20 protein-coding genes and 1 other RNA gene are annotated in these 23346 nt (G+C 55.7%); 17 read left to right on the top strand and 4 right to left on the bottom strand.

All coding sequences use genetic code 11. The features are described from left to right. Window positions 1-270 precede the first annotated feature (270 nt). The 7 genes from tkt (at window position 271) to EoCCA6_RS07595 (ending at window position 8652) form a co-directional block, all read left to right on the top strand. Window positions 271-2262 (top strand): transketolase, encoded by a 1992-nt coding sequence (gene tkt / locus EoCCA6_RS07625; RefSeq protein WP_152082167.1) that lies wholly within the window; start codon window positions 271-273, stop codon window positions 2260-2262. 341 nt (window positions 2263-2603) lie between these two features. After that, window positions 2604-3623, top strand: coding sequence for an erythrose-4-phosphate dehydrogenase (epd, locus tag EoCCA6_RS07620; protein WP_152082166.1), 1020 nt, complete (start codon window positions 2604-2606; stop codon window positions 3621-3623). A gap of 49 nt (window positions 3624-3672) precedes the next feature. Further along, window positions 3673-4836: a phosphoglycerate kinase gene (gene pgk / locus EoCCA6_RS07615; RefSeq protein ID WP_152082165.1), complete on the top strand. Its 1164-nt coding sequence runs from the start codon at window positions 3673-3675 to the stop codon at window positions 4834-4836. A 92-nt stretch (window positions 4837-4928) separates the two neighbouring features. Next, window positions 4929-6008 (top strand): class II fructose-bisphosphate aldolase, encoded by a 1080-nt coding sequence (gene fbaA, locus EoCCA6_RS07610; RefSeq protein WP_152082164.1) that lies wholly within the window; start codon window positions 4929-4931, stop codon window positions 6006-6008. Window positions 6009-6193: 185 nt separating this feature from the next. Beyond that, complete coding sequence (locus EoCCA6_RS07605; RefSeq protein ID WP_152082163.1) at window positions 6194-7048, top strand: small-conductance mechanosensitive channel MscS; 855 nt, start codon at window positions 6194-6196, stop codon at window positions 7046-7048. Between the two features lie 145 nt (window positions 7049-7193). Next, window positions 7194-7829, top strand: coding sequence for an arginine exporter ArgO (argO, locus tag EoCCA6_RS07600; RefSeq protein WP_023331253.1), 636 nt, complete (start codon window positions 7194-7196; stop codon window positions 7827-7829). 91 nt (window positions 7830-7920) lie between these two features. Beyond that, the gene (locus EoCCA6_RS07595) at window positions 7921-8652 is read left to right on the top strand and encodes an oxidative stress defense protein (RefSeq protein ID WP_152084417.1); all 732 of its coding nucleotides are present in this window, start codon (window positions 7921-7923) and stop codon (window positions 8650-8652) included. Window positions 8653-8693: 41 nt separating this feature from the next. Here EoCCA6_RS07595 and argP read toward each other — a convergent pair whose 3' ends face one another. Beyond that, window positions 8694-9587 carry a DNA-binding transcriptional regulator ArgP gene (argP, locus tag EoCCA6_RS07590; RefSeq protein ID WP_152082162.1) on the bottom strand — a complete coding sequence of 298 codons (894 nt, stop codon included), beginning with the start codon at window positions 9585-9587 and terminating at the stop codon, window positions 8694-8696. Between the two features lie 127 nt (window positions 9588-9714). Between argP and rpiA the strand changes: the two genes are divergently transcribed. Both rpiA and serA read left to right on the top strand, forming a co-directional pair. Further along, window positions 9715-10374, top strand: coding sequence for a ribose-5-phosphate isomerase RpiA (gene rpiA / locus EoCCA6_RS07585; protein WP_047355196.1), 660 nt, complete (start codon window positions 9715-9717; stop codon window positions 10372-10374). 266 nt (window positions 10375-10640) lie between these two features. Then, a complete protein-coding gene (serA, locus tag EoCCA6_RS07580) occupies window positions 10641-11873 on the top strand; it encodes a phosphoglycerate dehydrogenase (protein ID WP_152082161.1) in 1233 nt (410 codons plus the stop codon). A gap of 97 nt (window positions 11874-11970) precedes the next feature. Here serA and EoCCA6_RS07575 read toward each other — a convergent pair whose 3' ends face one another. The 3 genes from EoCCA6_RS07575 to zapA form a co-directional block, all read right to left on the bottom strand. After that, entirely contained in the window at window positions 11971-12567 is a 597-nt protein-coding gene (locus EoCCA6_RS07575; RefSeq protein WP_152082160.1) for a 5-formyltetrahydrofolate cyclo-ligase, read from the bottom strand. Between the two features lie 23 nt (window positions 12568-12590). Beyond that, window positions 12591-12774: non-coding RNA, 6S RNA (gene ssrS, locus EoCCA6_RS07570), on the bottom strand. A gap of 41 nt (window positions 12775-12815) precedes the next feature. Further along, window positions 12816-13145, bottom strand: coding sequence for a cell division protein ZapA (gene zapA / locus EoCCA6_RS07565; RefSeq protein ID WP_003860096.1), 330 nt, complete (start codon window positions 13143-13145; stop codon window positions 12816-12818). 167 nt (window positions 13146-13312) lie between these two features. Between zapA and EoCCA6_RS07560 the strand changes: the two genes are divergently transcribed. The 8 genes from EoCCA6_RS07560 to EoCCA6_RS07525 all read left to right on the top strand — a co-directional run bounded on the left by EoCCA6_RS07560 (window position 13313) and on the right by EoCCA6_RS07525 (window position 23346). Beyond that, a complete protein-coding gene (locus EoCCA6_RS07560) occupies window positions 13313-13891 on the top strand; it encodes a YecA/YgfB family protein (RefSeq protein ID WP_152082159.1) in 579 nt (192 codons plus the stop codon). Between the two features lie 31 nt (window positions 13892-13922). After that, entirely contained in the window at window positions 13923-15236 is a 1314-nt protein-coding gene (gene pepP, locus EoCCA6_RS07555; RefSeq protein ID WP_152084416.1) for a Xaa-Pro aminopeptidase, read from the top strand. Continuing rightward, window positions 15233-16411: a 2-octaprenyl-6-methoxyphenyl hydroxylase gene (gene ubiH, locus EoCCA6_RS07550; RefSeq protein WP_152082158.1), complete on the top strand. Its 1179-nt coding sequence runs from the start codon at window positions 15233-15235 to the stop codon at window positions 16409-16411. Before pepP ends, ubiH begins: the two co-directional genes overlap by 4 nt. Window positions 16412-16423: 12 nt before the next feature. Beyond that, window positions 16424-17626: an FAD-dependent 2-octaprenylphenol hydroxylase gene (ubiI, locus tag EoCCA6_RS07545; protein WP_152082157.1), complete on the top strand. Its 1203-nt coding sequence runs from the start codon at window positions 16424-16426 to the stop codon at window positions 17624-17626. A 397-nt stretch (window positions 17627-18023) separates the two neighbouring features. Next, entirely contained in the window at window positions 18024-19118 is a 1095-nt protein-coding gene (gene gcvT / locus EoCCA6_RS07540; protein WP_152082156.1) for a glycine cleavage system aminomethyltransferase GcvT, read from the top strand. Between the two features lie 23 nt (window positions 19119-19141). Next, a complete protein-coding gene (gene gcvH, locus EoCCA6_RS07535; protein ID WP_152082155.1) occupies window positions 19142-19531 on the top strand; it encodes a glycine cleavage system protein GcvH in 390 nt (129 codons plus the stop codon). 127 nt (window positions 19532-19658) lie between these two features. Next, the gene (gene gcvP / locus EoCCA6_RS07530; protein ID WP_152082154.1) at window positions 19659-22532 is read left to right on the top strand and encodes an aminomethyl-transferring glycine dehydrogenase; all 2874 of its coding nucleotides are present in this window, start codon (window positions 19659-19661) and stop codon (window positions 22530-22532) included. Between the two features lie 70 nt (window positions 22533-22602). Then, the gene (locus EoCCA6_RS07525) at window positions 22603-23346 is read left to right on the top strand and encodes an SDR family oxidoreductase (protein WP_152082153.1); all 744 of its coding nucleotides are present in this window, start codon (window positions 22603-22605) and stop codon (window positions 23344-23346) included.

Below are 23346 nucleotides of genomic sequence, written 5' to 3'. Positions count from 1 at the left end.
AGGTTGCTTCCGTACTCGTTAATCTGAATAAAATCCGAAAATTGCACCGCCAGCGAAGCCGGTGTCGGCTAAGTATAAGGAATATCTTCCGGGGCGGGCGAGCAGATTGCGCAACATGCGAGCATGATCCAGAGATTTCTTAACAAGCAAAAGAATGGTCCATGTACATGCTTTGCGGCTTGGGTTACATTGTTGGCACTTTTTTCCGGCGTAGCCCAAAACGCGCTGTCGTCAAGGGCATGGCCTTTAACAGTCCGATCTGGAGTTAAAATGTCCTCACGTAAAGAGCTTGCTAATGCTATTCGTGCGCTGAGCATGGACGCAGTACAGAAAGCCAAATCCGGCCACCCTGGTGCCCCTATGGGTATGGCTGATATCGCCGAAGTCCTGTGGCGTGATTTTCTGAACCACAACCCGCAGAACCCGGCATGGGCTGACCGCGACCGTTTCGTACTGTCTAACGGCCACGGCTCTATGCTGATCTACAGCCTGCTGCACCTCACTGGTTACGATCTGCCAATCGAAGAGCTGAAAAACTTCCGTCAGCTGCACTCCAAAACTCCAGGTCACCCGGAAGTGGGTTACACCGCGGGCGTTGAAACGACCACCGGTCCGCTGGGTCAGGGTATTGCGAACGCAGTGGGTATGGCGATTGCTGAGAAGACCCTGGCGGCACAGTTCAACCGTCCTGGTCACGACATCGTTGACCACTTCACCTACGCGTTCATGGGCGACGGCTGCATGATGGAAGGCATTTCTCACGAAGTGTGTTCCCTGGCAGGAACCCTGAAGCTGGGTAAACTGGTGGCGTTCTATGACGACAACGGTATCTCCATCGACGGCCACGTTGAAGGCTGGTTCACTGACGACACCGCAGCACGTTTCGAAGCCTACGGCTGGCACGTTGTGCGTGGCGTTGATGGCCACGATGCTGACTCGATTAAACGTGCGGTAGAAGAAGCGCGCGCAGTCACAGACAAACCATCCCTGCTGATGTGCAAAACCATCATCGGCTTCGGTTCTCCGAACAAAGCGGGTACGCACGACTCCCACGGCGCACCGCTGGGCGACGCGGAAATCGCACTGACCCGTGAAGCTCTGGGCTGGAAACACCCTGCTTTCGAAATCCCATCTGAGATCTACGCCCAGTGGGATGCCAAAGAAGTCGGCCAGGCGAAAGAAGCCGCCTGGAACGAGAAGTTCGCGGCTTATGCAAAAGCGTTCCCTCAGGAAGCGGCTGAATTCACCCGTCGTATGAAAGGCGACATGCCGTCTGATTTCGACGCGAAAGCGAACGAGTTCATCGCGAAGCTGCAGGCGAACCCGTCTAAAATCGCCAGCCGTAAAGCGTCTCAGAATGCAATCGAAGCGTTCGGTCCTCTGCTTCCTGAATTCCTCGGCGGCTCCGCTGACCTGGCACCTTCTAACCTGACCCTGTGGTCGGGTTCTAAAGCGATCAACGAAGACACTGCCGGTAACTACATCCATTACGGTGTACGTGAATTCGGTATGACCGCAATCGCCAACGGTATCTCGCTGCACGGCGGTTTCCTGCCGTATACCTCTACCTTCCTGATGTTCGTTGAATACGCGCGTAACGCCGTGCGTATGGCTGCGCTGATGAAACAGCGTCAGGTGATGGTCTACACCCACGACTCCATCGGGCTGGGCGAAGATGGCCCGACTCACCAGCCGGTAGAGCAGGTGGCTTCCCTGCGCGTGACCCCGAACATGAGCACATGGCGTCCATGTGACCAGGTTGAATCCGCGGTGGCGTGGAAATACGGCGTTGAGCGTCAGGACGGCCCGACCGCGCTGATCCTCTCCCGTCAGAACCTGGCGCAGCAGGAGCGTACTCCAGAGCAACTGGCAAACATCGCCCGCGGTGGTTACGTGCTGAAAGATTGCGCAGGCCAGCCTGAGCTGATCTTCATCGCGACCGGTTCTGAAGTTGAGCTGGCTGTAGCTGCCTGGGAAAAACTGACTGCCGAAGGCGTGAAAGCGCGCGTGGTTTCCATGCCGTCTACCGATGCGTTCGACAAGCAGGATGCAGCTTACCGTGAATCCGTACTGCCTAAAGCGGTTTCCGCACGTGTGGCAGTGGAAGCGGGTATCGCAGACTACTGGTTCAAATATGTGGGCCTGAACGGCGCAATCGTCGGCATGACCACCTTCGGTGAATCTGCTCCGGCAGAGCTGCTGTTCGAAGAGTTCGGCTTCACCGTTGAGAACGTTGTCGCTAAGGCGAAAGAACTGCTGTAATTGTTTGTACGGTGCGGGCTGATGCCCTCACCCCGTCCCTCTCCCACGGGGAGAGGGTGCAAACACTAAAAACGGTAACCTCTCGGTTACCGTTTTGCTTTTACCTCGTCGTAAATTATTCCACCGAAAATGTGACGCAAGTCATATAGCTCGCTTATTCATCTGGACAGACATTCCTTTTATTCCACAATTCGCTTATTCTTGCTGAAGCGTTTCAGTCGATTAAATGTTCGACAATTGACCAATCAATCGCAGTTTGTGACAGCAAGGATTCCCCTTCGGGCGTCGCTGGATTACTCTTTCAGCCACCTCAAACTCAGGGATAGCTTTGCAGGAGATCTATGACCGTACGCGTAGCGATTAATGGCTTCGGTCGCATCGGGCGCAACGTGGTTCGTGCTTTATATGAATCCGGGCGTCGTGCGGAAATCACCGTGGTGGCAATCAATGAACTGGCGGATGCTGCGGGCATGGCGCATTTGTTGAAATATGACACCAGCCACGGCCGCTTTGCCTGGGACGTTCGCCAGGAAAGGGAACAGCTTTTCGTCGGTGACGATGCCATCCGCGTGCTGCATGAACGCAGCCTTGACGCGCTACCGTGGCGTGAACTGGGTGTGGATGTGGTGCTTGACTGTACCGGCGTATACGGCAACCGCGAACACGGTGAAGCGCATCTGGCAGCTGGCGCGAAAAAAGTCCTGTTTTCCCACCCCGGCAGTCACGACCTCGACGCCACCGTTGTCTTTGGCGTCAACCAGCATGAGCTGCAAGCTGAACACCGCATTGTCTCCAACGCCTCCTGCACCACCAACTGCATAATTCCGGTCATCAAACTGTTAGACGATGCGTATGGCATTGAATCCGGCACCGTGACTACGATTCACTCCGCCATGCACGATCAGCAGGTAATTGACGCTTACCACCCGGATCTACGACGCACTCGCGCGGCGAGCCAGTCGATCATTCCGGTGGATACGAAACTGGCGGCGGGGATCACCCGTATTTTCCCGCAGTTTAATGACCGTTTTGAAGCGATTGCCGTGCGCGTGCCGACGATTAACGTCACCGCAATCGACCTCAGCGTCACGGTGAAGAAACCGGTAAAAGCCTGTGAAGTCAACCTGTTGCTGCAAAAAGCGGCACAGGGTGCATTTCATGGTATAGTTGACTATACGGAATTACCGTTGGTCTCAGTAGATTTTAACCACGACCCGCACAGCGCCATCGTGGATGGCACACAAACGCGCGTCAGTGGCGCACACCTGATCAAGACGCTGGTCTGGTGTGATAACGAATGGGGCTTTGCTAACCGAATGCTCGACACCACGTTAGCAATGGCCGCGAAAGGTTTCAGGTAAGACGCATTGTGCGTCTGCAAAACTTTAAGAATCAACGAGAGGATTCACCATGTCTGTAATTAAGATGACCGATCTGGATCTGGCTGGTAAACGCGTTTTCATCCGTGCTGATCTGAACGTACCGGTTAAAGATGGCAAAGTGACCAGCGACGCGCGTATCCGTGCATCTCTGCCAACCATCGAACTGGCTCTGAAGCAGGGCGCTAAAGTGATGGTAACCTCCCACCTGGGCCGTCCAACTGAAGGCGAGTACAACGAAGAGTTCTCTCTGCTGCCAGTGGTTAATTACCTGAAAGACAAACTGTCCAACCCGGTTCGCCTGGTGAAAGATTACCTGGATGGCGTTGAAGTCGCTGCCGGTGAGCTGGTTGTGCTTGAAAACGTTCGCTTCAACAAAGGCGAAAAGAAAGACGACGAAGCGCTGTCTAAAAAATACGCTGCACTGTGCGACGTGTTCGTGATGGATGCATTCGGTACGGCTCACCGTGCACAGGCCTCTACCCACGGTATCGGTAAATTTGCAGACGTTGCGTGTGCCGGTCCTCTGCTGGCAGACGAACTGGAAGCACTGGGTAAAGCGCTGAAAGAACCGGCTCGTCCAATGGTGGCTATCGTTGGTGGTTCTAAAGTGTCCACCAAACTGACCGTTCTGGATTCTCTGTCTAAAATCGCTGACCAGCTGATCGTTGGCGGTGGTATCGCGAACACCTTCGTTGCTGCACAAGGCCACAACGTGGGTAAATCTCTGTACGAAGCAGACCTGGTTGACGAAGCGAAACGCCTGCTGAGCACCTGCGATATCCCGGTTCCAACTGACGTTCGCGTAGCGACCGAGTTCTCCGAAACGGCGACCGCAACGCTGAAATCTGTTAACGACATCAAAGATGAAGAGCAGATCCTGGACCTGGGCGACGCTTCTGCAGAGAAACTGGCTGAGATCCTGAAAAACGCAAAAACTATCCTGTGGAACGGTCCTGTTGGCGTGTTCGAATTCCCGAACTTCCGCAAAGGGACTGAAATTGTTGCTAACGCTATCGCAGACAGCGAAGCATTCTCTATCGCAGGCGGCGGTGACACCCTGGCAGCTATCGATCTGTTCGGTATCGCTGACAAGATCTCCTACATCTCCACTGGTGGCGGCGCATTCCTCGAATTCGTGGAAGGTAAAGTCCTGCCAGCAGTAGCAATGCTCGAAGAGCGCGCTAAGAAGTAAGCCATTCAAGGGCAGGGAAACCTGCCCCATTTTCAGCGCGCTTATAAGAGCACGCACCTTTTCTAACGGCCGAAGATACAGGACTAAGCAACATGTCTAAAATTTTTGATTTCGTAAAACCTGGCGTTATCACTGGTGATGACGTACAGAAAGTGTTCCAGGTAGCTAAAGAAAACAACTTTGCTCTGCCTGCAGTTAACTGCGTGGGTACTGACTCCATCAACGCCGTACTGGAAACTGCAGCCAAAGTTAAAGCTCCAGTTATCGTTCAGTTCTCTAACGGCGGCGCTGCGTTCATCGCGGGTAAAGGCGTGAAAACTGACGTTCCTCAGGGTGCTGCAATCCTGGGCGCGATCTCTGGTGCGCACCATGTACACCAGATGGCTGAGCACTACGGTGTTCCAGTTATCCTGCACACTGACCACTGCGCGAAGAAACTGCTGCCGTGGATCGACGGTCTGCTGGACGCGGGTGAAAAACACTTCGCAGCAACCGGCAAGCCACTGTTCTCTTCTCACATGATCGACCTGTCTGAAGAGTCACTGCACGAAAACATCGAAATCTGCTCTAAGTACCTGGCGCGCATGGCCAAAATGGACATGACCCTGGAAATCGAACTGGGTTGCACCGGCGGCGAAGAAGACGGCGTGGACAACAGCCACATGGACGCTTCTGCTCTGTACACCCAGCCAGAAGACGTTGATTACGCGTACACCGAGCTGAGCAAAATCAGCCCACGCTTCACCATTGCCGCGTCCTTCGGTAACGTACACGGCGTTTACAAACCAGGTAACGTGGTTCTGACCCCGACTATCCTGCGTGATTCTCAGGAATATGTTTCCAAGAAACACAACCTGCCGCACAACAGCCTGAACTTCGTCTTCCACGGCGGTTCCGGTTCTTCTGCTCAGGAAATCAAAGACTCCGTAAGCTACGGCGTAGTAAAAATGAACATCGATACCGACACCCAATGGGCGACCTGGGACGGTATCCTGCAGTACTACAAAGCTAACGAAGCGTACCTGCAGGGCCAGCTGGGCAACCCGAAAGGCGAAGACCAGCCGAACAAGAAATACTACGATCCACGCGTATGGCTGCGCGCAGCGCAGACATCCATGGTGACCCGTCTGGAGCAGGCTTTCAAAGAACTGAACGCAATCGACGTTCTGTAATTTGAGCTGCTGACAGCAACAGAAGGCCCGCAAACGCGGGCCTTTTTTATGATTTTTCAACACCCTGTCATGACAGTTTTTGTGATCTGTTTGGCAAATTGTGTGCTTTTTGTTTACCCTTTACTGACCTGCCTGTCTCCACGGGGGATGGATTTAATGTTTGGGTTTAACAAAAGGAAGAATAAATGGAACAACTCGATGTTGTAGACAGCATCAATAATGCCGGGACCTGGCTGGTGCGTAACCAGGCTCTGCTGTTGAGCTATGCCGTGAACATCGTCGCGGCAATTGCCATCATCATCGTCGGGATGATTGTGGCGCGTATTGTCTCTAATGCCGTTAATCGTGTAATGGTTGCACGACATATCGATGCGACGGTCGCAGACTTCCTCTCCGCACTGGTACGTTATGGCATTATCGCCTTTACGTTAATTGCCGCGCTGGGTCGCGTGGGTGTGCAGACTGCCTCGGTGATCGCCGTTCTGGGTGCCGCCGGTCTGGCTATTGGTCTGGCGTTGCAGGGCTCGCTTTCGAACCTGGCGGCTGGCGTTCTGCTGGTCACCTTCCGTCCGTTCCGCTCCGGCGAATACGTTGACCTGGGTGGTATTGCCGGAACCGTACTGCAGGTGCAGATTTTCTCAACGACTCTGCGTACCGTTGATGGCCGTATCGTGGTGGTGCCGAACGGCAAAATCATCGCAGGCAACATCATTAACTTCTCCCGCGAGCCGGTGCGTCGTAATGAGCTGATTATCAGCGTGGCATACGATTCCGATATCGATCAGGTGAAATCGCTGATTACCAATATCATTGCGTCTGACGATCGTATTCTGAAAGATCGCGAGCAGACCGTGCGTCTGAACGAGCTGGGTGCGTCATCCATTAATTTTGTGGTCCGCATCTGGAGCAAGAGCAGCGATCTGCAAAACGTTTACTGGGATGTGCTGGAGCGCATCAAACGTGAGTTTGACGCCAACGGCATCAGTTTCCCGTACCCGCAGATGGACGTAAACGTCAAAAAAGTCAAAGAAGCAGAGTAAGATCACCCGCAGGCCCGGTAAGCGCTAGCGCCACCGGGCTTTTCTTTTATTAGCCACGCTAATCCCCAATTAATATTATCCATTTCCTCTAATGGTGTTCCCGCAGTATAGTCTGCTCCAAAGACAACTGCGTGAGAATTATGTCATGTTATCCTATTATTTTCAGGGGCTTGCGTTAGGCGCAGCCATGATCCTTCCCCTTGGCCCGCAGAATGCGTTCGTGATGAACCAGGGCATTCGCCGCCAGTATCATCTGATGATTGCCCTGCTGTGCGCGGTGAGCGATCTGCTGCTGATCTGCGCCGGAATTTTTGGCGGTAGCGCGCTGCTGATGCAATCTCCCTGGCTGCTGGCGTTGGTCACGTGGGGCGGTGTGGCGTTCCTTTTGTGGTATGGGTTTGGTGCGCTGAAAACAGCCATGAGCAGTAACCTCGAACTGGCGAGTGCCGAGGTCATGAAGCAGGGGCGCTGGAAGATTATCGTCACCATGCTGGCCGTCACCTGGCTTAACCCGCACGTCTATCTCGACACGTTCGTGGTGCTGGGCAGCCTGGGCGGACAACTTGATGTTGAACCGAAACGCTGGTTTGCGCTTGGGACGGTCAGTGCTTCTTTCCTCTGGTTCTTTGGTCTCGCTATTCTTGCCGCGTGGCTGGCACCGCGGCTGCGCACGGCCAAAGCCCAGCGCATCATTAATACGCTGGTGGGTCTGGTGATGTGGTTTATCGCTTTCCAGCTGGCGAAAGAGGGCGTTCATCACGTGCAGGGATTATTCAACTAAGCGTTGTCTTATGGACAACTGAACCAGACTCGCTATGCTTGCTGGCATGCGCCCTGTTGTTGGGCACTCTTCGCAACATGGAGGAATGACAGTGAAGTTTAACGTGATAGCCCTGGCGGCATTAGTGAGTTTGGGTGCGGTGTCGGTGCAGGCGAATGAACTGCCAAACGGCCCGCACATCGTCACTTCAGGCACCGCAAGCGTGGATGCAGTACCGGATGTTGCAACGCTGGCAATTGAAGTGAACGTGGCGGCGAAAGATGCCGCATCCGCCAAAAAGCAGGCGGACGATCGTGTTGCGCAATACCTCTCTTTCCTTGAGCAAAATGGCGTAGGCAAAAAGGATATCAACTCCGCAAACCTGCGTACCCAACCGGATTATGACTACCAGAACGGCAAAAGCATTCTGAAAGGTTATCGCGCCGTGCGTACCGTGGAAGTGACCGTGCGCCAGCTTGATAAGCTGAACTCGCTGTTGGACGGTGCCTTAAAAGCGGGGCTGAACGAAATTCGTTCCGTTTCACTGGGCGTTGCGCAACCGGAGAAATACAAAGACGAAGCGCGTAAAGCGGCAATTGATGATGCAGTTCATCAGGCGCAGCAGCTGGCGTCCGGCTTCAACAGCAAACTTGGCCCGGTGTACAGCGTGCGTTACCACGTCTCTAACTACCAGCCAAGCCCGATGGTACGGATGATGAAGGCCGATGCCGCGCCGGTTTCTGCTCAGGAAACCTATGAGCAGCCAACCATCCAGTTCGACGATCAGGTTGATGTGGTTTTCCAGCTGGAACCTGCCGCAGAACAGCAAAAAACCGCGCAATAATCGTTGGCCGGGTAAGGCGAAGCCGCCTCCCGGCTTATTTTTTAGTCCTGTCTCAACACCTTATGCCCAAATGCCAGCAGCGCGTCGGTGACGTTGCGCATCATGCGGCTTTCCGGCGCAAAACGGTGCCAGTAGAGCATCCGGCGCTGATACAGCCCCGGCGTCAAATCAATCAGCTCGCCGCTTTTCAACTCTTTCTCAATCTGCAGATGCGGGATCATGCAGCAGGTGGTTCCCTGACGCGCAAGCTGCACGAAGGCTTCGGACGAATTCACGATATGGCACGGCACGCTGCCCGGTGGCAGGTCAAAGTTTTGTTGCAAAAACGCCTGATGCATATCGTCCAGATGGTCGAAGGCGACTGCAGGGGCCTTAAGCAGCGCGGAACGGGTAACGCCATTCGGGAAGTAGCGCTCAGCGAAGGCTTTTGAGCCGACAAACAGGTAATCCAGCGCGCCCAGTTGATCCACCAGACAGCTTGGCAGTGCCTGAGGCTGAATACTCACCGCCCCGACCACTTCCCCACGGCGCAGGCGCTCCTGAGTGCGGGTTTCATCTTCAACCTGCAAATTCAGGCGGATAGGGGAATCCGCCAGCACTGGCGCAAGGGCTGGCAGCAGCCAGGTTGCCAGGCTGTCGGCGTTCACCGCGAGTGAGAGCAGCAGCGGCGTGGAGCCAGTCTGTTCGTCACCCAGCCACTCGTCTTCCAGCAGTTCAACCTGACGCAACAGGGCCAGCAGTTTTTGCCCTTGCTCCGTTGGACGGGGTGGTACGGTACGTACCAGCAGCGGCTGCCCGAACATGTTTTCAAGCTGTTTGATACGTTGTGACACGGCGGACTGCGTGATGCACAACTTCTGCGCCGCGCGCTCAAAACCGCGTTCACGGATAACCGCATCAAGTGCCTGTAGTGTTCTGTAGTCCGGACGTTTCATTGCTCTGGCTGACTCCTTAATTTTGCTTATTCTGCACTATGACACAATTTTCCCTTCGTGGCAGACGAAATCCAACCGACGTGTTCTATAATGCGCCCTGAGTTTTCACACCACAGGCAAAACGATCATGACGCAGGATGAACTGAAAAAAGCAGTAGGATGGGCCGCTCTCCAGTACGTGCAACCGGGCACGATTGTCGGTGTTGGCACGGGGTCGACGGCGGCACACTTTATCGATGCTTTGGGCACAATGAAAGGGCAGATCGAGGGCGCGGTCTCCAGCTCTGATGCTTCCACGGAAAAGCTGAAAAGCCTTGGCATTACCGTTTTCGATCTGAATGAAGTGGACCGTCTCGGCATTTATGTTGATGGCGCGGATGAGATCAACGGCCATATGCAGATGATCAAGGGCGGCGGTGCCGCACTGACACGTGAAAAGATCATTGCTTCTGTGGCGGACAAATTCATCTGCATCGCGGATGCTTCCAAGCAGGTAGATATCCTGGGTAACTTCCCGCTGCCGGTCGAAGTGATCCCAATGGCGCGTAGCGCTGTTGCCCGTCAACTGGTGAAGCTGGGTGGTCGTCCGGAATATCGTCAGGGCGTGGTGACCGACAACGGCAACGTGATCCTCGACGTTCACGGCCTGGAAATTCTCGACGCCGTTGCGCTGGAGAATGCCATCAATGGCATTCCGGGCGTAGTGACCGTAGGGTTATTTGCCAACCGTGGCGCGGATGTGGCGCTGATCGGCACGGCTGACGGCGTGAAAACCATCGTGAAATGATCTGACGGGGGGAGTCCTCCCCCCGCTAAAAAATTTTTGAAAAGCTAAATTCGGTGACTTGTGTCACGTTTTTACGCCTCTTTTGCCGATCCTGCCATGTTTGTAAATTTCCATAGCATTTTCCTCTGCCATTTTGCCCTGTATGACTTTTCTTCAGAGTGCCGACGCAAACGTTCATATTGCTGCAATAGTTTTTTTTGATATGTTGGCTACAGCGGATTTAAATCCAGCACAACATCAGTTCAGACAAAAACAGGGTCGGGTAAATGGCAAAGGTATCACTGGAGAAAGACAAGATTAAATTCCTGCTGGTTGAAGGTGTGCATCAGAAAGCACTCGATAGCCTTCGTGCGGCAGGTTACACCAACATCGAATTTCACAAAGGCGCGCTCGATACTGAAGAGCTGAAAGCGTCTATTCGTGATGCCCACTTCATTGGCCTGCGATCCCGTACTCACCTGACTGAAGATGTTATTGCTGCTGCGGAAAAACTGGTGGCGATTGGCTGTTTCTGCATCGGTACTAACCAGGTCGATCTGAATGCAGCCGCGAAACGCGGTATTCCCGTCTTTAACGCCCCATTCTCCAACACCCGTTCCGTGGCGGAGTTAGTGATTGGCGAACTACTCCTGTTGCTGCGCGGCATTCCAGAAGCGAATGCCAAAGCGCACCGCGGCGTGTGGAACAAGCTGGCGTCCGGCTCCTTTGAAGCGCGTGGCAAAAAACTGGGGATTATCGGTTACGGTCATATCGGTACGCAGCTGGGTATTCTGGCTGAGTCCCTGGGGATGCATGTCTACTTCTATGACATTGAAAGTAAACTGCCGCTGGGTAATGCCACGCAGGTTCAGCATTTGTCCGATCTGCTGAACATGAGCGATGTGGTGAGCCTGCATGTGCCGGAAAATGCCTCCACCAAAAACATGATGGGTGCGGAAGAGCTGGCGCTGATGAAGCCGGGTTCACTGCTGATCAACGCGGCACGCGGCACGGTTGTTGATATCCCAGCGCTGTGCGATGCCCTGAAGCGCAAGCATCTGGCAGGCGCGGCCATTGACGTCTTCCCGACGGAACCGGCTACCAACAGCGATCCGTTTAACTCTCCGCTGTGCGAGTTCGATAACGTGATCCTGACGCCGCACATCGGCGGTTCGACGCAGGAAGCGCAAGAGAACATCGGCCTGGAAGTGGCGGGCAAGCTGACGAAATACTCCGACAATGGGTCTACGCTTTCTGCGGTGAACTTCCCGGAAGTTTCCCTGCCGCTGCATGGCGGCCGTCGTCTGCTGCACATCCATGAAAACCGTCCGGGCGTGCTGACTGCCATTAACCAAATCTTTGCCGAGCAGGGCGTTAACATCGCGGCACAGTATCTGCAGACGAACTCTCAGATGGGTTATGTAGTTATTGATATTGAAGCGGATGACGATGTTGCTGATAAAGCGCTGCTGAGCATGAAGGCCATTCCAGGGACGATTCGCGCGCGTCTGCTTTACTGATTTGAGCGGTTTGTGGTGTCGGGTGGCGGCTGCGCCTTACCCGACATACGTTGAGGTTTTGTAGGCCGGGTAAGCGTAAGCGCCACCCGGCTTTATTCTACCAGGTCCAGGTTTTACCGGGCGTCACTACCGCCGGCAGCGGAATATCCCATTTTTCCACCGGCAATGCCTCCACGCGCTGACAATCATGCGCATAGCCCACCGGCTGCAACCCGTACTGCTGCCAGTTTTGCAGCGTCCTGTCGTAAAAACCTCCCCCCATTCCTAAACGCTGGCCTTGCTCATCAAACGCTACCAACGGCGTGATCAGCACATCCAGTTCAGCAAGCGGGAGCACATCGCGCACGTCGAGTTTCGGTTCGGTGATTTTCAGACGATTCACGACCAGTTCGCTATGCGGATGGTAATGCAGAAACAGTAAGTTTCCTTCGCTAAACGGATGCAGCACTGGCAGATAAACCTTTTTCCCGGCGCGCCAGAGCTGCTCAATCAGCGGTTGCGTATCCAGCTCGCCATCAAACGACAGAAACAGAGCGACAGTATGCGCCATCACCACAGGCGGGTACGCCATCATGCGTGCAGCGGCCTGCTGGGCGAAGTGTAATTGCTGTTCGGGAGTGAGCGCGCGACGACGCATGCGGATTAACTGACGAATTTCCTGGCGAGATGCAAAAACTTCAGGGAGTTGAGTCATGGTAGTCGGTAGAGAAGAAAGAGGGAATCTCCGAGATGCCGCCGCAGGCTGTAACCCTTGAACCCTTGGTTCAAGGTGAATGTGTCGTCATAGTTTTAAGGCTTCTCGGACGGACCGAGCATGCTCACCAACCATGGAGCGCCACATTCTTGTGGTATGAAATATCGGCTCAGGGGACTGGCCCGCTTGCGAACATCTCAGAGAAATTTTGTCTTCACAGTTACTCTACCATAGTCAACTGAGAAGTGTTATTCAAACTTGGGTCCCGGCCTTTCGGGACTGCGACCTTGATCAAGCAATGCCTGTTCAATGGTCTGCTGGAGCATTTTAATGCGCTGCTCCATGCTTGCCGCGTAGTCGCGAGTTTTCGCTTTTTCCTGAGTCAGTTCATAGCTGATGTTCAACGCGGCGATGAAAACCAGCTGCTCAGTATTTGTGACTCTAGTGCGTTCTTTTAGATCTTGCAACCGCTGATTCAAATCGTCCGCAGCCTGATTCAAAGCATCCCTTTGTTCAGGCGGACAATTCACTCGCAGTGAACGGCCAAAAATCTGGAGATCGACGGGTTGTGCAGACATGCCACCTTCCTGCTGATTGACTGCGCTGCCTTCGCTTACTGCCCCAGGGGCTGCGAAGGGGCGACACTATAGCTACCCTGATGTGAAGATACAAGCCCTTTTCTGGTATCACCAGGGTCCAAAGTGGTAGCATATCATGAATATCCTCCCTTTGATGACGAATGCGTATGTCTATACAGAACGAAATGCCTGGTTACAACGATTTAAACCAGTTACTGAACCAGCAGGGAGTCGGATTAACCCCTGCCGAAATGCACGGTCTGATCAGTGGCATGCTGTGCGGCGGAAACAGCGACAGCTCCTGGCAGCCGCTGCTCCACGACCTCACAAACGAAGGGCTGGCGTTTGGTCACGAACTGGCGGAAGCAGTGCGTAAAATGCACGCCGCAATCAGCGATTCACTGGAAGATGATGGCTTCCTTTTTCAGCTTTATCTGCCTGAAGGCGACGACGTCAGCGTCTTCGATCGCGCCGATGCGCTCGCAGGGTGGGTAAATCATTACCTGCTGGGCCTGGGCGTGTCCCAGCCTAAGCTCGATAAAGTCACCGGCGAAGCGGGTGAAGCGATCGACGATCTGCGTAATATCGCGCAACTGGGCTACGACGAAGACGAAGACCAGGAAGAGCTGGAAATGTCTCTCGAAGAGATTATTGAGTATGTGCGCGTAGCGGCACTGCTGTGCCACGATAACTTCACGCGCTCGCAGCCAACTGCGCCGGAAGTGCGCAAGCCAACCTTACATTAAGAAAAACAACGCACAGGAGGGTGTCATGGTTATTTCACAGCTTGAGTATTCTCGCCGTCGTCAGGCGCTGCTGGCGCACATGCAGCCAGGAAGCGCCGCGCTGATTTTTGCCGCGCCCGAAGTGACGCGTAGCGCCGACAGTGAATACCCCTATCGCCAGAGCAGCGATTTCTGGTACTTCACCGGGTTTAACGAGCCGGAAGCGGTACTGGTGCTGATCAAGAGCAATGACACCCATAACCACAGCGTAATTTTCAACCGCGTGCGCGACCTGACTGCCGAAATCTGGTTTGGCCGCCGTCTTGGGCAAGATGCTGCGCCAGAAAAGCTCGGTGTGGATCGTGCGCTGGCGTTTAGCGAAATCAACCAGCAACTTTATCAACTGCTGAACGGCCTGGACGTGCTCTACCACGCGCAGGGCGAATATGCTTACGCCGATGAGATTGTCTTTACCGCGCTGGATAAGCTGCGTAAAGGTTCGCGACAAAATCTCTCCGCGCCTGCAACGCTTACGGACTGGCGTCCGGTCGTGCATGAGATGCGCCTGTTCAAGTCGGAAGAAGAGCTTGACGTGATGCGCCGCGCAGGTGAAATCAGCGCCCTGGCGCACACCCGTGCGATGGAGAAGTGTCGTCCGGGGATGTTTGAATATCAGCTTGAGGGTGAAATCCACCACGAATTTAACCGCCACGGCGCGCGTTTCCCGTCCTACAACACCATTGTCGGGGGCGGGGAAAACGGCTGCATCCTGCATTACACCGAAAACGAAAGCGAGCTGCGCGACGGCGATCTGGTGCTGATTGACGCGGGTTGCGAATATCAGGGCTATGCGGGCGATATCACCCGTACCTTCCCGGTGAACGGTAAATTCTCACCTGCTCAGCGTGAGATTTACGACATCGTGCTTGAATCTCTGGAAACGGCGCTGACGCTGTTCCGTCCGGGAACGTCCATTCAGGAGGTAACCGGTGAAGTGGTGCGCATCATGATTACCGGTCTGGTTAAACTGGGCATCCTGAAAGGCGACGTGGACATGCTGATTACCGAAAATGCCCATCGCCCGTACTTTATGCACGGCCTGAGCCACTGGCTGGGTCTGGATGTGCATGATGTCGGCGCATATGGCCCAGAACGTTCACGCGTGCTGGAGCCGGGCATGGTGTTGACGGCTGAACCGGGGTTGTACATTGCGCCAGATGCCGACGTGCCGGAAGCGTATCGTGGGATCGGCATTCGTATTGAAGACGACATTGTTATCACCGAAACCGGCAACGAGAACCTGACTGCGACCGTCGTGAAAAAAGCCGACGACATCGAGGCGCTGATGGCAGCGGCACGCGCATGAGCGTGATTATCGTTGGCGGCGGTATGACCGGTGCCACGCTGGCGCTGGCTATTTCGCATTTAACGCAGGGCCAGCTTCCGGTGCATCTGGTGGAAGCTGTTGCGCCAGAGGCGTCGGATCATCCCGGTTTTGATGCGCGCGCCATTGCCCTGGCACAGGGAACCTGCCAGCAGCTTTCCCACATTGGCATCTGGCAGGCGATGGCGGACTGTGCGACGGCGATTAACACCGTGCACGTCAGCGACCGCGGTCACGCTGGTTTTGTGACGCTGGACGCCCATGATTACCGCATTGAAGCACTGGGCCAGGTTGTTGAACTTCACGATGTTGGCCTGCGTCTGTTCCGTCTGTTACAGGATGCACCGGGCGTAACGCTGCATTGCCCGGCACGCGTCGCCAGCTTTAGCCGCAGTGAAGAGGCGGTCAGCGTGACGCTGGAAAACGGCACCACGCTTGAGGGTCAGCTTCTGGTCGCGGCGGATGGTTCACGCTCTGCAATCGGCACCCAGTGCGGCGTGGAGTGGCGTCAGCAGCCTTACGGCCAGGTTGCCGTTATTGCCAACGTGTCTACTTCCGCAGCGCACAACGGCAGGGCATTTGAACGCTTCACGCAGTTTGGCCCGCTGGCAATGTTGCCGATGTCGCAAGGCCGCTGCTCGCTGGTGTGGTGTCATCCGCAAGATCAGATGGATGACGTTCTGTCCTGGTCCGACGAACGTTTTTGTACCGAGCTGCAAAAAGCCTTTGGCTGGCGGTTAGGGCGTATCACCTGTGCGGGCAAACGTTCGGCTTATCCGCTATCGTTAACCACTGCATCCCGATCCCTCTCTCATCGTGTGGCGCTGGTGGGAAATGCCGCGCAGACGCTGCACCCCATCGCCGGTCAGGGCTTCAACCTGGGGTTGCGTGATGTCATGAGCCTGGCAGAAACGCTTTCGCAGGCGTGGAGCGAACAAAAGGATTGTGGTGCGTATTCGGTGCTGAGCCATTACCAGACGCGACGCCAGGCCGATAAAGAGGCGACAATCGGCGTCACTGATGGTTTAGTACACCTGTTTGCCAATCGCTGGGCACCGCTGGTTGCGGGTCGCAACCTCGGGCTGATGGCGATGGAACTGTTCATTCCGGCACGTGACGTGCTGGCGCAGCGGACGCTTGGTTGGGTCGCGCGTTAAGGAGTTATCACCGTGCAAAATGTTGATGTCGCCATTGTTGGCGGCGGAATGGTAGGGCTGGCGCTGGCCTGCGGATTACAGGGCAGCGGCTTGCGTGTGGCCGTGCTGGAACAAAAGCTGCCTCAGCCTGTGGCGCAGGATGCCCCGCCGGAACTCCGCGTCTCGGCGATTAACGCGGCCAGCGAAAAGTTGCTGACGCACCTTGGTGTCTGGTCAGATATCGTGGCGCAGCGTGCCAGCTGCTATCACGGGATGGAAGTGTGGGACAAAGACAGCTTTGGTCACATCGCCTTTGACGATGAAAGCATGGGCTATAGCCATCTGGGACACATCATCGAAAATGCGGTGATCCACCACGCGCTGTGGCGCAAAGCGCAGCAGTGCAGTGACGTCTCGCTGATCGCACCCGCGAAACTTCAGCAGGTGGCGTGGGGCGAAAACGAGGCGTTTATCACCCTGGAAAGCGGCGACATGCTGACCGCGCGTCTGGTGGTGGGGGCCGACGGCGCTAACTCCTGGCTGCGTAATAAAGCCGATATTCCGCTAACATACTGGGATTACCGCCATCACGCGTTGGTGGCAACGATCCGCACCGAAGAGCCGCACGGCGGCGTTGCGCGCCAGATTTTCCACAATGACGGCATTCTGGCGTTCCTGCCGTTGAGCGATCCGCATCTGTGCTCTATCGTCTGGTCTCTGGTGCCAGAGAAAGCGCAGCAGATGCAGGATGCCACGCCGGAAGCCTTTAATCAGGCGCTGTGCGTGGCCTTTGATAACCGTCTGGGGCTGTGCCAGCTTGAAAGCGAGCGTCAGGTGTTCCCGTTGACCGGCCGCTACGCGCGCCAGTTCGCGGCGCACCGTCTGGCGCTGGTGGGGGATGCGGCGCATACCATTCATCCGCTGGCCGGGCAGGGCGTCAACCTGGGCTTTATGGACGCGGCGGAGCTGGTAGACGAACTGCGTCGTCTGCATCGCGAAGGTAAAGACATTGGTCAGCACCTCTACCTGCGTCGTTACGAACGCAGCCGTAAACACAGCGCAGCGATGATGCTGGCGGGTATGCAGGGCTTCCGCGAGCTGTTTGCCGGGGCGAATCCGGCGAAAAAACTGCTGCGCGACATCGGTCTCAAACTGGCTGATACTCTTCCAGGTGTAAAACCTCAGCTCCTTCGCCAGGCGATGGGGCTGAACGATCTGCCGGACTGGCTTCAATAATATTGACCCCCGTCACACTATAATTTCCCGGCCTCAGCGCCGGGAGAATCCCCTCGTTTGAAATAATCTAATTTCACGTCATTTTTCGCATTAGATAATCTAATCTCACGTTTTTGGTGTGACGAAAAATCGCCCCGAATTTCCGCATGAAATATCACCATCTGCTAAATTCTGTTAGATCATTGTTAATTTTGCGCGGGTTTAATCGCATTTTTCCAGTGAATAACTCTGTAGGCTTTTTAGCGTTTTTTGGTCATAAGCTAATGTGATGACCTGTTTTACCTTATGGTTAATCACCGGTTTCGGTGGTAAGTTCAGGTAAAAGAGAACGTTTGCGTCGGCACCTGGTCACGAGGCCGACACCCGGTTTCACGGTGAATTTTTCAACGAGGAAAAGATGGCTCAACAGACTCCTTTGTACGAACAACACGTGTTATGCGGTGCCCGCATGGTGGACTTCCACGGCTGGATGATGCCGCTGCACTACGGTTCACAGATTGACGAGCACCATGCGGTGCGCACCGATGCCGGTATGTTCGACGTGTCACACATGACCATTGTCGACCTGCACGGTAGCCGCGTCCGGGAGTTTTTGCGTTATCTGCTGGCAAACGACGTTGCTAAGCTGAAAACGCCGGGTAAAGCGCTTTATACCGGCATGCTAAACGCCTCCGGCGGCGTGATTGATGACCTTATCGTTTATTACTTCACTGAAGACTTCTTCCGCCTCGTTGTAAACTCCGCCACCCGCGAAAAAGACCTCTCCTGGATTTCCCAACACGCCGAACCTTACGCCATCGACATCACCGTCCGTGATGATCTGTCGCTGATTGCCGTGCAGGGGCCGAATGCGCAGGCGAAAGCTGCTTCTTTGTTCAGCGAAGAGCAGCGTAAAGCCACCGAAGGCATGAAGCCGTTCTTCGGCGTGCAGGCGGGGGATCTGTTTATCGCTACCACGGGCTATACCGGTGAAGCGGGCTACGAAATTGCCATGCCGAACGAGAAAGCGGCTGATTTCTGGCGTGCGCTGGTGGAAGCGGGTGTGAAACCTGCCGGGCTGGGCGCGCGCGATACGCTGCGTCTGGAAGCCGGTATGAACCTCTACGGTCAGGAGATGGACGAAGGCGTCTCTCCGCTGGCGGCCAACATGGGCTGGACTATCGCGTGGGAACCAGCAGACCGCGACTTTATTGGCCGTGAAGCGCTGGAGATGCAGCGTGAAAAGGGCACTGAACAGCTGGTGGGCCTGGTGATGAAGGAAAAAGGTGTACTGCGTGGCGAGCTGCCGGTGCGTTTCACCGATGCAGACGGTAATCACCGCGAAGGCGTGATCACCAGCGGCACCTTCTCTCCAACGCTCGGCTACAGTATTGCCCTGGCACGCGTGCCGGCGGGCATTGGTGAAACGGCGGTGGTGCAAATCCGCAACCGCGAAATGCCGGTCAACGTGACCAAACCGATTTTTGTTCGCGCCGGTAAGCCGGTCGCCTAACTATTTTTATCAGGAGAACTTCAATGAGCAATGTGCCAGCAGAACTGAAATACAGCAAAGAACACGAGTGGCTGCGCAAAGAGGCGGACGGCACTTACACCGTAGGGATCACCGAGCACGCGCAGGAGCTGCTGGGCGACATGGTGTTTGTTGATCTGCCTGAAGTGGGCACGACGGTAAGCGCAGGCGACGACTGTGCCGTGGCGGAGTCTGTAAAAGCTGCGTCTGACATCTACGCGCCAGTTAGCGGTGAGATTATTGCTGTGAACGACGCACTGAGCGACTCTCCGGAGCTGGTCAACAGCGAGCCGTATGAAGGCGGCTGGATTTTCAGGATCAAAGCCAGCGACGAATCGCAGGTTGCGGCGCTGCTGGATGCGACCGCGTACGAAGCATTACTGGAAGACGAATAATGTTGTGCCGGATGGCGCTGCGCTTATCCGGCCTACAGGTCAACGTAGGCCCGGTAAGCGTTAGCGCCACCGGGCAACAGCGTTACAGATAACTACGATTCACTGCACGTTTCAGGAACCATCGCTCATGACACAGACTTTAAGCCAGCTTGAAAACCGTGGCGCTTTCATTGAACGTCACATTGGGCCGGATGCTCAGCAACAGCAGGAGATGCTGAAGACAGTTGGCGCGGATTCATTAAGCGCACTGATCGCCCAGATCGTGCCAAAAGATATCCAGCTTGCCACGCCGCCGCAGGTAGGGGAAGCCACCACGGAATTCGCCGCGCTGGCGGAACTGAAAGCGATTGCCAGCCTCAACAAGCGCTATAAGTCTTACATTGGCATGGGCTACACCAACGTGCAGTTACCGCCGGTTATCCTGCGCAACATGCTGGAAAATCCGGGCTGGTATACCGCTTATACGCCTTATCAGCCGGAAGTTTCCCAGGGTCGTCTGGAAGCGCTGCTGAACTTCCAGCAGGTGACGCTGGATCTGACCGGCATGGATATCGCCTCCGCCTCTCTGTTGGATGAAGCCACTGCTGCTGCCGAAGCGATGGCGATGGCGAAACGCGTGAGCAAGCTGAAAAATGCCAACCGCTTCTTCGTGGCGGCGGATGTGCATCCGCAAACGCTGGACGTGGTGCGCACTCGCGCGGAAACCTTCGGCTTTGACGTGATTGTTGATGATGCAGACAAAGTGCTGGATCACCAGGACGTCTTCGGCGTGCTGTTACAGCAGGTGGGGACGACCGGCGAAGTACACGACTACAGCGCACTGATTGCCGAACTGAAAACCCGCAAAGTGATCGTTAGCGTCGCTGCCGATTTTATGGCGCTGGTGCTGCTGACGGCACCGGGCAAACAGGGCGCGGATATCGTCTTCGGCTCTGCGCAACGCTTCGGCGTACCGATGGGCTACGGCGGCCCACACGCGGCCTTCTTCGGCGCGAAAGATGAATTTAAACGCTCCATGCCTGGCCGCATTATCGGCGTCTCAAAAGATGCTGCCGGTAACACCGCGCTGCGCATGGCGATGCAGACCCGCGAGCAGCATATCCGCCGCGAGAAAGCGAACTCCAACATCTGTACCTCTCAGGTACTGCTGGCCAACATCGCCAGCCTGTATGCCGTCTTCCACGGTCCGGCGGGTCTGAAACGCATCGCCAGCCGTATTCACCGTCTGGCGGATATTCTGGCCTGCGGTCTGCAGCAGAAAGGTCTTAAGCTGCGCCACACCTACTATTTCGACACCCTGTGCGTTGACGTGGCAGACAAAGCGGCGGTGCTGGCACGTGCGGATGCGGCGCAAATTAACCTGCGCAGCGATATCCACAACGCCGTGGGTATCACCCTTGATGAATCCACCACGCGCGACGATATCGTTAACCTGTTTAACGTAGTGCTGGGCGACGCGCACGGTCTGGACATTGATGCACTGGATAAAGAGGTGGCGCACGACAGCCGCTCCATTCAGGAAAGCATGCTGCGCGACGATGCGATCCTTTCGCACCCGGTCTTCAACCGCTACCACAGCGAAACCGAGATGATGCGTTATATGCACTCTCTGGAGCGCAAAGATCTGGCGCTGAACCAGGCGATGATCCCGCTGGGTTCCTGCACCATGAAGCTGAACGCGGCGGCAGAGATGATCCCGATCACCTGGCCTGAATTCTCTGAACTGCACCCGTTCTGCCCGGCAGAGCAGGCGGAAGGTTATCACCTGATGATCAACCAGCTCTCCGACTGGCTGGTGAAGCTGACCGGTTACGATGCGCTCTGTATGCAGCCGAACTCCGGCGCACAGGGGGAATATGCGGGTCTGCTGGCGATCCGCCATTATCACGAAAGCCGCAACGAAGGCCACCGTGATATCTGCCTGATCCCAGCCTCCGCGCATGGTACCAACCCGGCCTCTGCCCAGATGGCGGGCATGGACGTGGTGGTGGTGGCCTGTGATAAGAACGGCAACATCGATCTGGCCGACCTGCGTGCGAAAGCAGAGCAGGCAGGCGACAAACTCTCCTGCATCATGGTGACCTACCCGTCCACCCACGGCGTGTACGAAGAGACGATCCGTGAAGTGTGCGAAGTGGTGCATCAGTTTGGCGGTCAGGTTTACCTCGACGGCGCGAACATGAACGCTCAGGTGGGCATTACCTCTCCGGGCTTTATCGGCGCGGACGTTTCGCACCTGAACCTGCATAAAACCTTCTGCATTCCGCACGGCGGTGGCGGTCCGGGTATGGGGCCGATCGGCGTGAAAGCGCACCTGGCACCGTTTGTTCCGGGCCACAGCGTGGTGCAGATTGAAGGCATGCTGACCCGTCAGGGCGCGGTTTCCGCTGCACCGTTTGGCAGCGCTTCTATTCTGCCCATCAGCTGGATGTATATCCGCATGATGGGCGCGGAAGGGCTGAAGCAGGCAAGCCAGGTGGCGATCCTGAATGCCAACTACATTGCGACTCGCCTGAAGTCTGCTTTCCCGGTGCTCTATACCGGCCGCGATGGACGCGTGGCGCACGAGTGCATTCTGGATATTCGCCCTCTGAAAGAGCAGAGCGGCATCAGCGAGCTGGATATCGCCAAGCGTCTGATCGACTACGGCTTCCACGCGCCGACGATGTCGTTCCCGGTGGCGGGTACGCTTATGGTGGAGCCAACGGAGTCTGAAAGCAAAGCCGAGCTGGACCGCTTTATCGACGCGATGCTGGCGATCCGCATGGAGATCGACCGCGTGCAGGACGGCGAGTGGACGCTGGAAGATAACCCGCTGGTCAACGCGCCGCACACGCAGCACGAGCTGGTGGCCGAGTGGACTCATGGTTACTCCCGTGAACTGGCGGTCTTCCCGGCTGGTGTGGCAAACAAATACTGGCCGACCGTGAAGCGCCTTGATGACGTTTATGGTGACCGTAATCTGTTCTGCTCCTGTGTGCCGATGAGCGAATACCAGTAATCGGATTAGCGTAGTAATGTAGGCCGGGTAAGGCGAAGCCGCCACCCGGCTTTTTTATTGGGAGAAGAGAATGGCAATTGCACTGGTCACCGGTGCCAGCCGCGGAATAGGTAAAGCCACCGCGTTACAGCTGGCAAACGAAGGTTATACCGTGGCGGTGAACTATCACCACAACATCAAAGCCGCGACGGACGTTATCAACCGCATCGTCGAGGCGGGCGGTAAAGCCTTTGCCTTGCGTGCGGATGTCAGGGATGAAGCACAAGTGCTGGCAATGTTTGCCAGCATCGATCGGGAAGGCGAGCCGCTTACCGCGCTGGTGAATAACGCCGGGATTCTGTTTGAACAATCCACTATTGAAAACCTGTCGGCTGAGCGTATCAACCGCGTGCTGGCCACCAACGTGACGGGTTATTTCCTCTGCTGTCGTGAAGCGGTGAAACGCATGTCGCATAAGCATGGCGGTAAGGGAGGGGCAATTGTGAATGTCTCATCCGCTGCGTCACGCCTGGGTGCGCCGGGTGAGTATGTGGATTACGCGGCATCCAAAGGGGCAGTTGATTCCCTGACAACCGGGTTATCGCTGGAGGTGGCGGCGCAGGGGATTCGCGTCAACGGCGTCCGTCCGGGGCTGATATACACCGATATTCACGCCTCCGGCGGTGAACCGGGGCGTGTGGATCGGGTCAAATCTATGCTACCGATGCAGCGTGGTGGTCAGCCGGAGGAAGTCGCTCAGGCCATTGCCTGGCTGCTGAGCGACAAAGCCTCCTATGTGACCGGCAGCTTCCTTGAGCTAGCGGGCGGAAAGTAA

It is taken from the genome of Enterobacter oligotrophicus, assembly GCF_009176645.1.
Classification (GTDB): domain Bacteria; phylum Pseudomonadota; class Gammaproteobacteria; order Enterobacterales; family Enterobacteriaceae; genus Enterobacter; species Enterobacter oligotrophicus.
Note: the sequence above shows the minus strand (reverse complement) of the source record. Positions and strands in the feature narration are given on the sequence as shown.